Origin of the sequence: Blastococcus aggregatus (genome assembly GCF_900221005.1) — a bacterium.
Taxonomy (GTDB): Bacteria; Actinomycetota; Actinomycetes; order Mycobacteriales; family Geodermatophilaceae; genus Blastococcus; species Blastococcus aggregatus.
Map to the genome: position 1 here is coordinate 41,030 of NZ_OBQI01000006.1, position 12,879 is coordinate 53,908.

Genomic DNA, 12,879 nt, shown 5'->3' on the forward strand with positions numbered 1-12,879 from the left:
CGGGTGCTCAGGGCCGGGTGAGGGGCCGCAGCGGCAGCAGGGCCGAGAGGTCGGCGCGGTTGCCGCTGGCGACGACCGTCCCCTCGGCGACGGCGTCCGCCCAGGTGATCAGGCCGCTGGCCAGGCGCAGCCAGGTGGCGGCGTCGGTCTCGATGACGTTCGGCGGCGTCCCCCGGGTGTGGCGCGGCCCCTCGATGCACTGGACGGCGACGTGCGGCGGCACCCGCAGCTCCACCGACCGGCCGGGCACCTGCTGGGCCAGCCAGCGCGCGCTCGTCTTCACCGCGGCCCCGACCACCGCGCGCGAGGGGCGCTCGACCTCGCCGGCGAGCCAGGGGCGCACCGGATCGACGGCGGACCGCAGCTCGTCGGCCGGGATCGGGGCGGTGCCGGCCATCAGCTGGTCGGGACGGTGCCCGCCGGGACGGTGAACACGGTGCTGTGCTCGGGTCCGCCGAACAGCGCCGGCAACGTGGCGCTCCACGCGGCGCGCAGCTCGGCCAGCGGCAGGTCGAGCACGCCGTCGAGGACCAGCGCCTCGCCGCCCGTCGTCCCCAGGTCGGTGACCTGGACACCGGCAGCAGCGGCGACGTTCCGCACCCGGTCGGGCTCCGTCGTCGTGACGACGACGCGCGCCGCGGACTCGCTGAACAGCGCGGTGAACGCGTCGTCGCCGAGCGCCAGCCGGGCGCCGGTGCCGTAGCGCAGCGCGGACTCGGTGAGCGCCTGCGCGAGCCCACCGTCGGCCAGGTCGTGCGCGGAAGCGACCAGCCTGTCGCGGCCCAGCGCGGCCAGCAGCTCGGCCAGCGAGCGCTCCGCCGCGAGGTCGACCACCGGCGGCCGCCCGCCGAGGTGGCCGTGCACGACGCTCGCCCAGGCGGAGCCGCCGAACTCGGGCCGGGTCTCGCCGAGCAGCAGGACGGTCTCGCCCGCGTTCCGCCAGCCGCTCGGGATCCGGGTGCGGACGTCCTCGTGCACGCCGAGCACACCGATGACCGGGGTCGGGTTGATGGCGACGTCGCCGGTCTGGTTGTAGAGGCTCACGTTGCCGCCGGTGACCGGCAGACCGAGCTCGCGGCAGCCGTCGGCCAGGCCACGGACGGCCTCGGCGAACTGCCACATGACCTCGGGGTTCTCCGGGGAGCCGAAGTTGAGGCAGTTGGTGACGGCCAGCGGCGTCGCACCGGTCGCGGCGACGTTGCGGTAGGCCTCGGCGAGGTTGAGCCGGGTGCCGGTGTAGGGGTCGAGCCGGGCGAACCGGGCGTTGCCGTCGAGGGAGAGCGCGATGCCCAGGAAGCTCTGCTCGTCGATGCGCACGACGCCGGCGTCCTCGGGCTGGGCCAGCACCGTGTTGCCGCGGACGTAGCGGTCGTACTGCTCGGTGACCCAGCTCTTGTCCGCGCCATCCGGGCTGCTGACGACGGCGAGCCAGTGCGCCTGCAGCTCGGCGGGCGTGGCCGGCCGCGTCAGGCGGGCGGGGTCGTCGGCCTGGAGGGCGTCGAGGTCGGCCGGGCGCTGCATCGGGCGCTCGTAGACCGGGCCCTCGTGGGCGACGGTCCGCGGCGGGACGTCGACGATCCGCTCGCCGTGCCAGTCGACGGTGAGCCGGTCGCCGTCGGTGACCTCACCGATGACGGCGGCGCGGACGTCCCACTTGCGGCAGACGGCGAGGAACTGCTCGACCTTGCCCGGCTCGACGATCGCGCACATGCGCTCCTGCGACTCGCTCATCAGGATCTCGGCGGGCGTGAGCGTGCTGTCGCGCAGCGGGACGGTCTCGAGGTCGACGTGCATGCCGCCGGTGCCGGCGCTGGCCAGCTCGCTCGTCGCGCAGGACAGGCCCGCGCCGCCGAGGTCCTGGATGCCGGTGACGAGGTCCTGGGCGAAGAGCTCGAGGCACGCCTCGATGAGCAGCTTCTCGGTGAACGGGTCGCCCACCTGGACGGCGGGGCGCTTGGCCGGGCCCTCCGCATCGAAGGTCTCCGAGGCCAGGACGCTGACGCCGCCGATGCCGTCGCCACCGGTGCGGGCACCGAACAGGACGACCTTGTTGCCGGCACCCTCGGCCTTGGCCAGGTGCACGTCCTCGTGCTTCATGACGCCGACGCACAGGGCGTTGACCAGCGGGTTCCCGGTGTAGCACTCGTCGAACAGCAGCTCGCCGCCGATGTTGGGCAGGCCCAGGCAGTTGCCGTAGCCACCGACGCCGGCGACGACGCCGGGCAGCACGCGGGCGGTGTCGGGGGCGTCGGCGCGGCCGAAGCGGAGGCTGTCCATGACCGCGATCGGGCGGGCGCCCATGGTCAGGATGTCGCGGACGATGCCGCCGACCCCGGTGGCCGCGCCCTGGTAGGGCTCGACGTAGCTGGGGTGGTTGTGGCTCTCCACCTTGAAGGTGACCGCGTAGCCCTCGCCGACGTCGACGACGCCGGCGTTCTCGCCGATGCCGACGAGCAGGGCGTCGCTCTTCGGGAGGTCACCGAACTGCCTGAGGTGGACCTTGCTGCTCTTGTAGGAGCAGTGCTCGCTCCACATGACGCTGTACATCGCGAGCTCGGCCGTGGTGGGGCGGCGGCCGAGGATCTCCCGGATGCGGGCGTACTCGTCGGCCTTGAGGCCGAGCTCGGCCCAGGGCTGCTCGTCGTCCGGGTTCTGGGCGGCGACGTCGACGGTGTCGATGCTCATTGCTCGACTCCCCCCTCGTTCCGCTCCTCGGTCGCTGGCGCTCCCTGCGATGCTCGCTCGGGCGTCGTTCTCGCGTTCACGCGTTCACGACCGCCTTCAGGACGCTGGTGAAGAAGCCCAGGCCGTCGGTGCTCGGGCCGGTGAGGTCCTCGACCGCGTGCTCCGGGTGCGGCATGAGGCCCACGACCCGGCCGTTCTCGCTGGTGACACCGGCGATGTCGCGGCTCGAGCCGTTCGGGTTGCCCCCGACGTAGCGGAACACCACCCGGTTCTCCCCCTCGAGGCGGTCGAGGTCGGCGTCGGCGGCGACGTAGCGGCCCTCGCCGTTCTTCACCGGGATGAGGATCTCCTGGCCATCCGCGTAGTCACCGGTCCACGCGGTGTCGGCGCGCTCCACGCGGAGCAGCTGGTCGCGGTTGCGGAAGTGCAGGTGGCTGTTGCGGGTCAGCGCGCCGGGCAGCAGGCCAGCCTCGCAGAGCACCTGGAAGCCGTTGCAGATGCCCAGCACCGGGAGGCCGCCGTGCGCGGCTGCCACGACGTCCTGCATCAGCGGCGAGCGGGCGGCGATGGCACCGGCCCGCAGGTAGTCGCCGTAGGAGAAGCCACCGGGGAGGACGACGGCGTCGACGTCCTTCAGGTCGTGGTCGCCGTGCCACAGCGCGACCGGCTCACCGCCGGCGAGCCGGACCGCGCGGGCGGCGTCGACGTCGTCCAGGGAGCCCGGGAAGGTGATGACACCGATGCGCACGGTCTGCTCTCTCAGTCCTTGGGGAGGTGCAGTTCGACGTCCTCGATGACCGGGTTGGCCAGCAGCGTCTCGGCGATCTGCTTCAGCTCGGCCTCGTCGGGCGTCCCGTCGACCTCGAGCACGAAGTGCTTGCCCTGGCGGACGCTGCGCACGCTGTCGTGACCCAGCCGGCCGAGCGCACCCAGGACCGCCTGCCCCTGGGGGTCGGAGATCTCCGGCTTGAGGACCACATCGACGACCACACGGGACACGCCGACGAGCGTACCGGGGCCACCGCGCCCGCCCCGGTGACCCTCGTCTCCCCGCCCTGCCCCTCGCCCACATCGGCGCATCGACCTGTCGAGTGCGACGAACTCGTGGCGATCAGCCGCTGATGGCCACGAGTTCGTCGCACTCGTTGGTTCAGGCGAGCCCGAGAGCCGCGCGGATGGTGGCCAGCACATGCTGCGGCCGCCCCAGGACGTCCGCGGAGGTGAAGCGGAGCACCGTCCACCCGGCCAGCACGAGCCCGTTCTGCCGCCGGACGTCGTCGACGAAGACCCTGCGCTCGCGGTGCACCTCGCCGTCGAACTCGACCAGCACCCTCCGGTCCGGCCAGGCCATGTCCACCTGGCCGAGGAACCGTCCGCGCGCGCGGATGACGTGCTGCAGGACGGGGCACGGCAGACCCGCCTCCAGCAGGATCCACCGCAGCACCGACTCCATCGGCGAGCCCGCGAGCGGGTCGCCCAGGGACATCACGGCGCGCGCCGTCGCCACCCCGCGTCGGCCCCGCGCGCGTGCGACGACGGCGGGGAACTCGTCGGCCGGGAAGCGACGGGCCAGCATCTGGTCGGTGACCGCCAGGAGGGCGGCCGGAGGGACCACCGCCGCGAGGTCCATCCACGTCCGGCTCGCGGACGTGACGAGCAGTCCATGGAGGCGGCGGGTCTCCGGTCCAGGGACCGGCGACGCGTGGACGACGCGGTCCGCGCGCGAGCGGACCCGGCTCCCCGGCGGTACCGACAGGTGCACCCTCCGGTCGTCGCCGACGAGCGGGACCTCGAAGCGCCACAGCGCCGCGGCGGTCAGGTGGCTGAGGACGGCGCCCGGCGGAGCACCCAGGAGGACGGCGTCGATGCGCTGACGCAGCTCGTCGACCCCGGCCCGCGGCAGGTAGGTGTCCCTCGACGAGCGGACGACCTCACGGTGCCGCAGCTGCCAGTCGCTGACACCGGCGGCCATCGCGCCGCGCCGGTCGGAGGGGGCCCCCAGACGCGGCGGGACGGGTGGCGTCGGCACCCGGGCAGCCTGCCGGGCCGTGGCCCGGGCTCGCTCTGCTCGTCCACAGGGCATCGAGTGCGACGAACTCGTGGCGATGAGGCGGTGATGGCCACGAGTTCGTCGCACTCGGCGGGACGGGCTAGGCGAAGGGGGTGCCGGTGAGGCGCTCGTAGGCGGTGACGTAGCGCTCGCGGGTGGCGGCGACGACGTCGGCGGGCAGCTCGGGCGGCGCGGAGACGCGGTCCCAGCCGGACGACGTCAGCCAGTCCCGCACGAACTGCTTGTCGTAGGAGGGCTGCACCGAGCCGGGCGCCCACGTGTCGGCCGGCCAGAAGCGGGAGGAGTCCGGGGTGAGCACCTCGTCGCCGAGCACCAGCCCGCCGCCGGACAACCCGAACTCGAACTTCGTGTCCGCCAGCACGATCCCCGCGTCGCGGGCGATCTCCGCGCCGCGCCGGTACAGCGCCAGGGTCAGCTCCCGCAGCTCCTCCGCGCGCTCGGCCCCCACCAGCGAGACCACCCGCGGGAAGTCGATCGGCTCGTCGTGCTCGCCGATCTCGGCCTTGGTGGACGGCGTGAACACCGGCGTCGGCAGCTGCGAGCCCTCGACCAGACCCGCCGGCAGGACGACGTCGCGGATCGAGCCGGTGCGCTCGTACTCCTTCGTGCCGCCGCCGGAGAGGTAGCCGCGCGCCACGCACTCCACCGGGAGCATCTCCAGCCGCCGCACGAGCATGGCGCGCCCGGCCACCGCCGCGGGCACGTCCGTGGCCGACACCAGGTGGTGCGTCGCGCCGAAGGACGACAGCACCGGCGTCAGCTGCTCGAACCACCACACGGACAGCCGGGTGAGCACCCGCCCCTTGTCCGGGATCGGCGTCGGCAGCACGACGTCGTACGCCGAGATCCGGTCCGAGGCGACGAGCAGCAGCCGGTCGGAGCCGGCGTCGTAGACCTCCCGCACCTTGCCGCGGGCGACGAGGGGCAGGTCGACGGTCACGACAGCGCCGCGAGCCGGTCGAACAGCGGCCCGAGGTTGGCCACGTAGCGCTCGGGCCGGCAGATCTCGTCCAGCCGGGCTTCGTCCAGCGTCACCGACGAGGCGGCGGCCCGCGCGCGGAGCGTCTCCCGGAACGGCACGCCGCTGTTCCAGGTCTCCATCGCCGCCGTCTGCACCAGCGCGTAGGCGTCCTCGCGGGACAGGCCGCCCTCGACCAGCTCCAGCAGTACCGACGAGGTGTAGATCAGCCCGCCGGTCGACTCCAGGTTCGCGCGCATCCGGTCGGCGTCGACGACCAGGTTCTCCACCAGGCCCGCGGTGAGGTTCAGCAGGTAGTCGGTGGTGATCGCGGCGTCGGGCAGGAAGACCCGCTCGGTGGACGAGTGCGAGATGTCCCGCTCGTGCCACAGCGGGATGCCCTCCATCACCGGCACGATCGCCGCGCGCACGACCCGGGCGAGCCCGGCGATGCGCTCGGACCGGATCGGGTTCTTCTTGTGCGGCATCGCGCTCGAGCCCTTCTGGCCCGACCCGAACGCCTCGGACAGCTCGCGGACCTCGGTCCGCTGGCCGTGCCGGACCTCCAGCGCGATCGCCTCGCAGACCGTGGCGATGATCGCCAGCGCCGAGACCCACTCGCTGATGCCGTCCCGCAGCACCACCTGCGTCGAGGCGTCGGCCGGCCGCAGCTCCAGCGCCTCGGCGACGGTGGCCTCGACCGACGGGTCGATCAGCGAGTACGTGCCGACGGCCCCGGAGATGGCCACGACGCCGACGGCGTCCCGTGCGGCGCGCAGCCGGTCACGCGAGCGGGCGGCGGCGAAGGCGAGGTCGGCGACCCGGTGCCCCCAGACGACGGGCTCGGCGTGCACGCCGTGCGTCCGGCCGACCTTGATCGTCGACCGGTGGGCCAGCCCGTGGTCGCGCAGCGCCGCGACCAGCCGGTCGGCCTTGTCGAGCAGCACGTCGGTGGCGTCGGTGAGCTGGATCGCGAGCGCGGTGTCCAGCAGGTCCGACGACGTCATGCCGTGGTGCACGTAGGCGGCGGCCGAGCGGGGCTCGGTGTTGTCGGCCCAGGCGGTGAGGAAGGCGATGACGTCGTGCTGCGTCGTCTCCTCGATCTCCGCGACCCGCTCCGGGGTGGGCGGGGGCGCGTTGCGCACCGGCTCGACGACCTCGGCGGGCACCCGGCCCGCAGCGGCGTGCGCCTCGAGGACCAGCGTCTCGACCCGGCACCACAGCTCGTACTTGTGCTGGTCGCTCCAGACGCGCCCCATCTCGGGGAGCGTGTAGCGCTCGATCATCGGGCCCACCTCGTCGCCATCAGCACGGGCACAGTCTCCCGTAGGCCGGTCAGGGGAGGACGATCCGCCCCTCGACGGCGCCCAGCGCGATGTCGGTGCGCCAGTGCGCCCCGGCCAGCCGGACGCCGGCCAGCCGCTCGTAGGCGGCCTGCCGTGCGGCGGCGAGGTCCTCCCCCACGGCGGTCACGGCCAGCACCCGCCCGCCGGCCGAGACCACGGTGCCGTCGTCGGTCAGGGCGGTCCCGGCGTGCAGCACGCCCGCGCCGTCGGCGCCGGTCACGGGGTCGCCGGTGCGCGGCGCCTCGGGGTACCCGGCCGACGCCACCACCACGGTGACGGCCGAGCCCGCGCGCCACTCCAGCGGCGGGTGTGCGGCGAGCGTGCCGGTGGCGGACGCGTGCAGCAGCCCGGCCAGCGGGGTGACCAGCAGCGGCAGCACGACCTCGGTCTCGGGGTCGCCGAAGCGGGCGTTGAACTCGACCACCCGGATGCCGCGGGAGGTCAGCGCCAGGCCCGCGTAGAGGAGGCCGCTGAACGGCTCGCCGCGGCGGGCCATCTCGTCGACGGTCGGCTGCAGAACCGTGGCCAGCACCTCGTCGACCAGGCCGGCGGGCGCCCACGGCAGCGGCGCGTAGGCGCCCATGCCGCCGGTGTTCGGCCCGCCGTCGCCGTCGTCCCTGCGCTTGAAGTCCTGCGCGGGGACGAGCGGCAGCACGGTCGTGCCGTCGGTGACGGCGAAAAGCGAGACCTCGGGGCCGTCGAGGTACTCCTCGACCAGCACCGCTCCCCCGGCGTCCAGCACCGCGCGCCCGTGGGCGACGGCGGCGTCCCGGTCCGGCGTGACCAGCACGCCCTTGCCGGCGGCCAGGCCGTCGTCCTTCACCACGTAGGGCGCCCCGCCGGTGAGGGCGGCGACCTCGTCGAGCGCCGTCTCCAGCTCGGCGGCCCCGCCGACCGGCCAGGCCTGCGCGGTGGGCACCCCGGCGGTGGTCATGACGTGCTTGGCGAAGGACTTGCTGCCCTCCAGCTGCGCGGCCTGCTCCGACGGGCCGAAGCAGGCGATCCCGGCGTCCCGGACGGCGTCGGCCGCGCCGGCGACCAGCGGCGCCTCGGGGCCGACGACGACGAGGTCGGCCCGCCACGACCGGGCCAGGGCCGCGATCGCGTCCGGGTCGCGGACGTCGAGCGGGAACGGCTCGGCGAGCGCGCGGGTGCCCGCGTTGCCCGGCGCGCAGGCCAGCGCCTCGACGGCGGGATCGGACGTCAGAGCCACGCACAGGGCGTGCTCCCGGGCACCGGAGCCGATCACGAGCACGCGCACGGGGCGAACGCTACCGACGCGACGTCACCGGGGCCGGATCGGCTGGTCGCGCCGCGACCGGTGGAGCGCGCGCACCCGGGCGTGCTCCTCGGCGCGCGCCCGGGCGTCGACGCGCAGCAGCTGGCGGTGCGCCTCCGCCTGGAGCTTGCGCCAGCCCGCGAATCGCGCCGGGTCCAGGCGACCGTCGTCGATGGCCGCGGCGACCGCGCAGCCGGGTTCGGTGCGGTGCGCGCAGTCCCGGAACCGGCACCCGTCGGCGAGGGCGGTGACGTCGGAGAACGCCGCGGCCACGCCGTCCGCGTCGTCGTAGAGGGCCAGTTCCCGCATCCCCGGGGTGTCGACGAGCAGCGCGCCCCCGGGGAGCAGGTGCAGCTCGCGGGCCGTGGTCGTGTGCCGCCCCCGGCCGTCCTCGCGGATCTCCCGGGTGGCGGCCAGCTCCCGGCCGGCCAGCGCGTTGGCGAGGCTGGTCTTCCCGACCCCCGACGGGCCCACCATCGCCGCGGTGCACCCGGGCGCCAGCACCGCGCGGACGGCGTCCAGCCCCTCCCCCGTCACGGCGCTCACCGCGAGCACGTCGACACCGAGCGCGTCCTCGGCCACCTCGGCGACCGCCGCGCCGACGTCGTCGCACAGGTCGGCCTTGGTGAGGACGACGACCGGCGTCGCGCCGCTGCTCCAGGCCACCGCCAGGTACCGCTCCACCCGGCGCAGGCGGGACGGCCCGGACAGCGCGTCCACCACCAGGACGACGTCGAGGTTCGCGGCGACGACCTGGGCGGCCGACGTGCGGCCGGCGACCGTGCGCGTGAAGGCGCTGCGGCGCGGGAGCACGGCGACGGCGAGCTCGTCGCGCAGCGCCACCCAGTCCCCCACCGCCGGACCACCCAGCTCGGGATCGGCGTAGAGACCGGCCCCGGGGTGCACCCGCCGCTCGCCGTCCTCGGTGAGCACGGCCAGCCGGCTCCGGTCGACGCGCGCCACGCGGGCGGGCACCGTGCCGGCGGGAAGCCGGGCGGCCAGCTCGGGGCGCCAGCCCAGGGCGGCGAGTGGGGTCACACCGGAATGGTGGGCGGCCTCCCCGCGCGGTGTCATCCGATTTCCCCGGGGCGGGAGATCACCAGGGGGACGCGGGGGACGGGCGGGACGAGCGCGCTCGCGCGCGACGCGCGGCGCAACCGGATTGCAAAGACGAGACATGCGTCACTACCCGCATGCACCTCCGCAGGTCAGCGGGCTGTGCGCCCGACCGTGCGCAACACGTTGCCCGCAGTTCGCCCTCCGGCCACCTCGGTGCGGTGGCATGGAACCCATGCACGCGACCGAGTCGCTGGCCATGCCGCCCGTGACCCGCCTTCCCCGTCCCGCTGTCATCGGCCACCGTGGTGCCCCCGCCTACCGGCCGGAGCACACGACCGCGAGCTTCGAGCTCGCGATCGACCAGGGTGCCGACCTCATCGAGCCCGACGTCGTGGTCAGCCGCGACGGCGTGCTGGTCGTCCGGCACGAGAGCGAGCTGTCGCTCTCCACCGACGTCGCCGACCACCCCCGGTTCGCCGACCGCCGCACCACCCGCGAGGTGTACGGGAAGCCGGTCACCGGCTGGTTCACCGAGGACTTCACCCTCGCCGAGCTGCGCACCCTCGGGGCGGTCGAGCGGATGCCGGAGCTGCGGCCGCTGAACACCGCCTACGACCGCTCCTTCGGCATCCTGACCCTCGCCGAGGTCGTCGAGCTGGCCGTCCGCCGCTCGACGCCGGAGCGCACCGTCCAGGTGCTGGTCGAGCTCAAGACGGTCACCTGGCCCGGCGGCGACGGCCCCACGCTGGCGGAGCTGACCGCCGAGGAGCTACGCCGGCTGGGCGCCGCGGACGCCGCCGGCCCCGTGCTGGTGCAGGCCTTCGACCCCCGGCTGCTGCGCGAGCTGCGCGCGCTGCTCGGCGAGCAGGGCCCGCGGCTGATCCAGCTGGTCGCGGACCTCCCCCGCTTCGACCAGATGGTCACCCGCTCCGGGCTGCGCGAGATCTCCACCTACGCCCAGGGCATCGCGCCGAGCCGGGAGCGGATCCTCGCCGACGCCGCCACGACCGGGGGCGCCCGGTGCCCGCTCGTCGACGAGGCCCACCGCGCCGCGCTGTCGGTGTTCTGCTGGACGCTGCGGGCGGAGAACGTGTTCCTGCCCGAGGCCCTGCGTCGCGGCGACGAGCCCGGCGCCCTCGGGGACGCGTTCGCCGAGGCGCGGCACCTGCTGGACCTCGGGCTCGACGGCCTGATCACCGACTCGCCCGACCACGCGGTCACCGCGCTGCGGACCCGCAACCGCCAGGCCGCCGTCGCCTGACCCGCGGAGCGGGGTCCGGAGGGTCCCCACCGCAGGTCAGGGACGACGCCCTGCGAGGCGGCCCCGACGAGCGGGGCCCGGCGGGTCCCCGAGGAGGGGCCGGGACCCGCTCAACGCAGCCGGGGCAGGCTCCTGACCGCGGTGTTGATGCGGAGCATCAACCAATCAGGTCGTGGATGACGACGTTCTCGTCGCGGCCGGGGCCCACGCCGATGACGCTGATCCGCGCGCCGGCGAGCTCCTCGAGCCGCCGCACGTAGGCCTGCGCGTTCGCCGGCAGCTCGTCGAAGGTGCGGCAGTGCCGGATGTCCTCGAACCAGCCGGGCATCTCCTCGTAGATCGGCTTCGCGTGGTGGAAGTCGGTCTGCGTCATGGGCATCTCGTCGTGCCGCACGCCGTCGATCTCGTAGGCCACGCAGATCGGCACCGTGTCCAGGCCGGAGAGGACGTCGAGCTTGGTGAGGAAGTAGTCGGTGATGCCGTTGACCCGGCTGGCGTACCGGGCGACGACGGCGTCGAACCAGCCGCAGCGCCGGTCGCGGCCGGTCGTGACGCCGACCTCGCCGCCCTGCTTGCGGAGGTACTCGCCCCACTGGTCGAACAGCTCGGTCGGGAACGGGCCCGAGCCCACCCGGGTCGTGTACGCCTTGAGGATGCCGACCACCCGCTCGATGCGGGTGGGGCCGATCCCGGCGCCGACCGCCGCGCCGCCCGCCGTCGGGTTGGACGACGTGACGAAGGGATAGGTGCCGTGGTCGACGTCGAGCAGCGTGCCCTGCGAGCCCTCGAGCAGCACCCACTCGCCGGCGTCGAGCGCCTTGCCCAGCAGCAGCCGGGTGTCGGCGATGCGGTGCTTGAGCTGCTCGGCGTAGCCGGCGTACTCCTCCACGACCTCGTCGACGTCGATGGCCTTGCGGTTGTAGACCTTGACCAGGATCTGGTTCTTCTCCTGCAGCGTGCCCTCGAGCTTCTGCCGGAGGATCGACAGGTCGAGCAGGTCCTGCACGCGGATGCCGGTGCGGGCGACCTTGTCGCCGTAGGCGGGGCCGATGCCGCGGCCGGTGGTGCCGATCTTGCGCTTGCCCAGGAAGCGCTCGGTGACCTTATCGAGGGCGCGGTGGTGCGGCATGATCAGGTGCGCGTCGGAGGAGATGGTCAGGCGCGAGGTGTCCACGCCCCGCTCCTCCAGGCCGGCGAGCTCGTGGATGAGCACCTCGGGGTCGATGACGACGCCGTTGCCGATGACCGGCGTGCAGCCCGGCGTCAGGATCCCCGACGGGATCAGGTGCAGGGCGTACTTCTCGCCGTCCGGGGTGATCACCGTGTGGCCGGCGTTGTTGCCGCCCTGGTAGCGGACGACGTAGGGGACGCGCCCACCGAGCAGGTCGGTGGCCTTGCCCTTGCCCTCGTCGCCCCACTGGGCGCCGATCAGCACGACTGCGGGCATGGGGAAAGGTCTCCTCGGGTGCATCGGAGCTGCGGAACCGGTCGGATGGCAGGGTATCCGCATGGGTTCGGTCGAGCTGGATCTGCGGCGGCTGGGAGCCGGGGAGGCCCCGCGTGCGGCGTCCGTGGCGGGCGCGTCCGACGCCACGTCGGTGCTGGTCCGCGGACCGGTCGCCGGGCTGTCCGCCGTCCTGGGCGTGCTGCTCAAGGCGGGGCGGACGGCGGGGGTCCCGGTGGCGTGGGAGCCCACCGCGGACAAGGACTCCACCGGCCTGGCCCGCGACCTGGGGATCGGCACCGGCGGGCCCCGGGAGATGTCGCTGGTCCGGGACGACCACGGCGGGGTGCTGCTGCACCACGGCCGCATCGAGGCCGACGGCGACGGCCGGCGCTCGCTGAGCCGCCGGCTGGGGCTGCAGGCGCACCACGACGACCTCCGCGTGGCCGACGGCGAGATCACCCGCATCGACGTGCGCCCCGACTGGACCGCCGTCGACACCATCGCCGTCACCGTCATGACGCAGCCGCTGCGCCCCACCCGCCGGACCAGCGGCCGGGCGCTGCAGGTCGCCTCCGATCCGGCGCGGATCCTCCGGGACGGCGTCCGGTACCCGCGGCCCGTCCAGCGGTGGACCTGGTTCGCCGACGACCGGGTCCGCTGGCTGCTCCACCCCTAGCAGGAGCGCCCTGCGGGTGGCCGGGGACGTCGTGGACACTGGGCGGCACGCCCGCCCGAGGAGGCTCCGCTGCCGTCGTCCCCCCGCCCCGCCGGTT

General features: G+C 74.5%; 12 protein-coding genes. 2 read left to right on the forward strand and 10 right to left on the reverse strand.

The window, feature by feature from the left end; genetic code table 11:
- Positions 1 to 7: 7 nt before the first annotated feature.
- The 9 genes from CRP29_RS18415 to rsgA all read right to left on the reverse strand — a co-directional run bounded on the left by CRP29_RS18415 (position 8) and on the right by rsgA (position 9,377).
- Positions 8 to 397: a sterol carrier family protein gene (locus CRP29_RS18415; protein ID WP_097196534.1), complete on the reverse strand. Its 390-nt coding sequence runs from the start codon at positions 395 to 397 to the stop codon at positions 8 to 10.
- On the reverse strand, positions 397 to 2,685 hold the full coding sequence (gene purL, locus CRP29_RS18420; protein ID WP_097196535.1) for a phosphoribosylformylglycinamidine synthase subunit PurL: 2,289 nt from the start codon (positions 2,683 to 2,685) through the stop codon (positions 397 to 399). Before purL ends, CRP29_RS18415 begins: the two co-directional genes overlap by 1 nt.
- A gap of 76 nt (positions 2,686 to 2,761) precedes the next feature.
- Positions 2,762 to 3,433, reverse strand: a complete 672-nt coding sequence (gene purQ, locus CRP29_RS18425) for a phosphoribosylformylglycinamidine synthase subunit PurQ (protein WP_097196536.1) — start codon at positions 3,431 to 3,433, stop codon at positions 2,762 to 2,764.
- Positions 3,434 to 3,444: 11 nt separating this feature from the next.
- Positions 3,445 to 3,684, reverse strand: coding sequence for a phosphoribosylformylglycinamidine synthase subunit PurS (purS, locus tag CRP29_RS18430; RefSeq protein WP_040338692.1), 240 nt, complete (start codon positions 3,682 to 3,684; stop codon positions 3,445 to 3,447).
- A gap of 151 nt (positions 3,685 to 3,835) precedes the next feature.
- Positions 3,836 to 4,714 carry an endonuclease domain-containing protein gene (locus tag CRP29_RS18435; protein WP_176523040.1) on the reverse strand — a complete coding sequence of 293 codons (879 nt, stop codon included), beginning with the start codon at positions 4,712 to 4,714 and terminating at the stop codon, positions 3,836 to 3,838.
- Between the two features lie 121 nt (positions 4,715 to 4,835).
- A complete protein-coding gene (locus CRP29_RS18440) occupies positions 4,836 to 5,696 on the reverse strand; it encodes a phosphoribosylaminoimidazolesuccinocarboxamide synthase (RefSeq protein WP_097196538.1) in 861 nt (286 codons plus the stop codon).
- The gene (purB, locus tag CRP29_RS18445) at positions 5,693 to 7,000 is read right to left on the reverse strand and encodes an adenylosuccinate lyase (protein ID WP_097196539.1); all 1,308 of its coding nucleotides are present in this window, start codon (positions 6,998 to 7,000) and stop codon (positions 5,693 to 5,695) included. The genes CRP29_RS18440 and purB overlap by 4 nt, the downstream gene beginning before the upstream one ends.
- A gap of 49 nt (positions 7,001 to 7,049) precedes the next feature.
- Positions 7,050 to 8,321, reverse strand: a complete 1,272-nt coding sequence (gene purD, locus CRP29_RS18450; RefSeq protein WP_097196540.1) for a phosphoribosylamine--glycine ligase — start codon at positions 8,319 to 8,321, stop codon at positions 7,050 to 7,052.
- A 24-nt stretch (positions 8,322 to 8,345) separates the two neighbouring features.
- Positions 8,346 to 9,377 carry a ribosome small subunit-dependent GTPase A gene (gene rsgA, locus CRP29_RS18455; protein ID WP_097196541.1) on the reverse strand — a complete coding sequence of 344 codons (1,032 nt, stop codon included), beginning with the start codon at positions 9,375 to 9,377 and terminating at the stop codon, positions 8,346 to 8,348.
- 253 nt (positions 9,378 to 9,630) lie between these two features.
- Here rsgA and CRP29_RS18460 point away from each other — a divergent pair, with 253 nt between their 5' ends.
- A complete protein-coding gene (locus CRP29_RS18460; protein WP_097196542.1) occupies positions 9,631 to 10,659 on the forward strand; it encodes a glycerophosphodiester phosphodiesterase family protein in 1,029 nt (342 codons plus the stop codon).
- Positions 10,660 to 10,816: 157 nt separating this feature from the next.
- On the opposite strand, the gene CRP29_RS18465 is transcribed toward CRP29_RS18460, so the two are convergent.
- Positions 10,817 to 12,106: an adenylosuccinate synthase gene (locus tag CRP29_RS18465; RefSeq protein ID WP_097196543.1), complete on the reverse strand. Its 1,290-nt coding sequence runs from the start codon at positions 12,104 to 12,106 to the stop codon at positions 10,817 to 10,819.
- A gap of 61 nt (positions 12,107 to 12,167) precedes the next feature.
- On the opposite strand from CRP29_RS18465, the gene CRP29_RS18470 reads away from it, so the two are divergent.
- Complete coding sequence (locus tag CRP29_RS18470; protein WP_097196544.1) at positions 12,168 to 12,782, forward strand: hypothetical protein; 615 nt, start codon at positions 12,168 to 12,170, stop codon at positions 12,780 to 12,782.
- Positions 12,783 to 12,879: the final 97 nt, after the last annotated feature.

What these genes read in the sequence shown, in the direction of transcription:
- purL (WP_097196535.1), bottom strand. Translation starts at nt 2,685, where the DNA reads ATGAGCATCGACACCGTCGACGTCGCCGCCCAGAACCCGGACGACGAG.
- CRP29_RS18465 (WP_097196543.1), bottom strand. Translation starts at nt 12,106, where the DNA reads ATGCCCGCAGTCGTGCTGATCGGCGCCCAGTGGGGCGACGAGGGCAAG.
- CRP29_RS18415 (WP_097196534.1), bottom strand. Translation starts at nt 397, where the DNA reads ATGGCCGGCACCGCCCCGATCCCGGCCGACGAGCTGCGGTCCGCCGTC.
- CRP29_RS18470 (WP_097196544.1), top strand. Translation starts at nt 12,168, where the DNA reads ATGGGTTCGGTCGAGCTGGATCTGCGGCGGCTGGGAGCCGGGGAGGCC.
- purB (WP_097196539.1), bottom strand. Translation starts at nt 7,000, where the DNA reads ATGATCGAGCGCTACACGCTCCCCGAGATGGGGCGCGTCTGGAGCGAC.
- CRP29_RS18460 (WP_097196542.1), top strand. Translation starts at nt 9,631, where the DNA reads ATGCACGCGACCGAGTCGCTGGCCATGCCGCCCGTGACCCGCCTTCCC.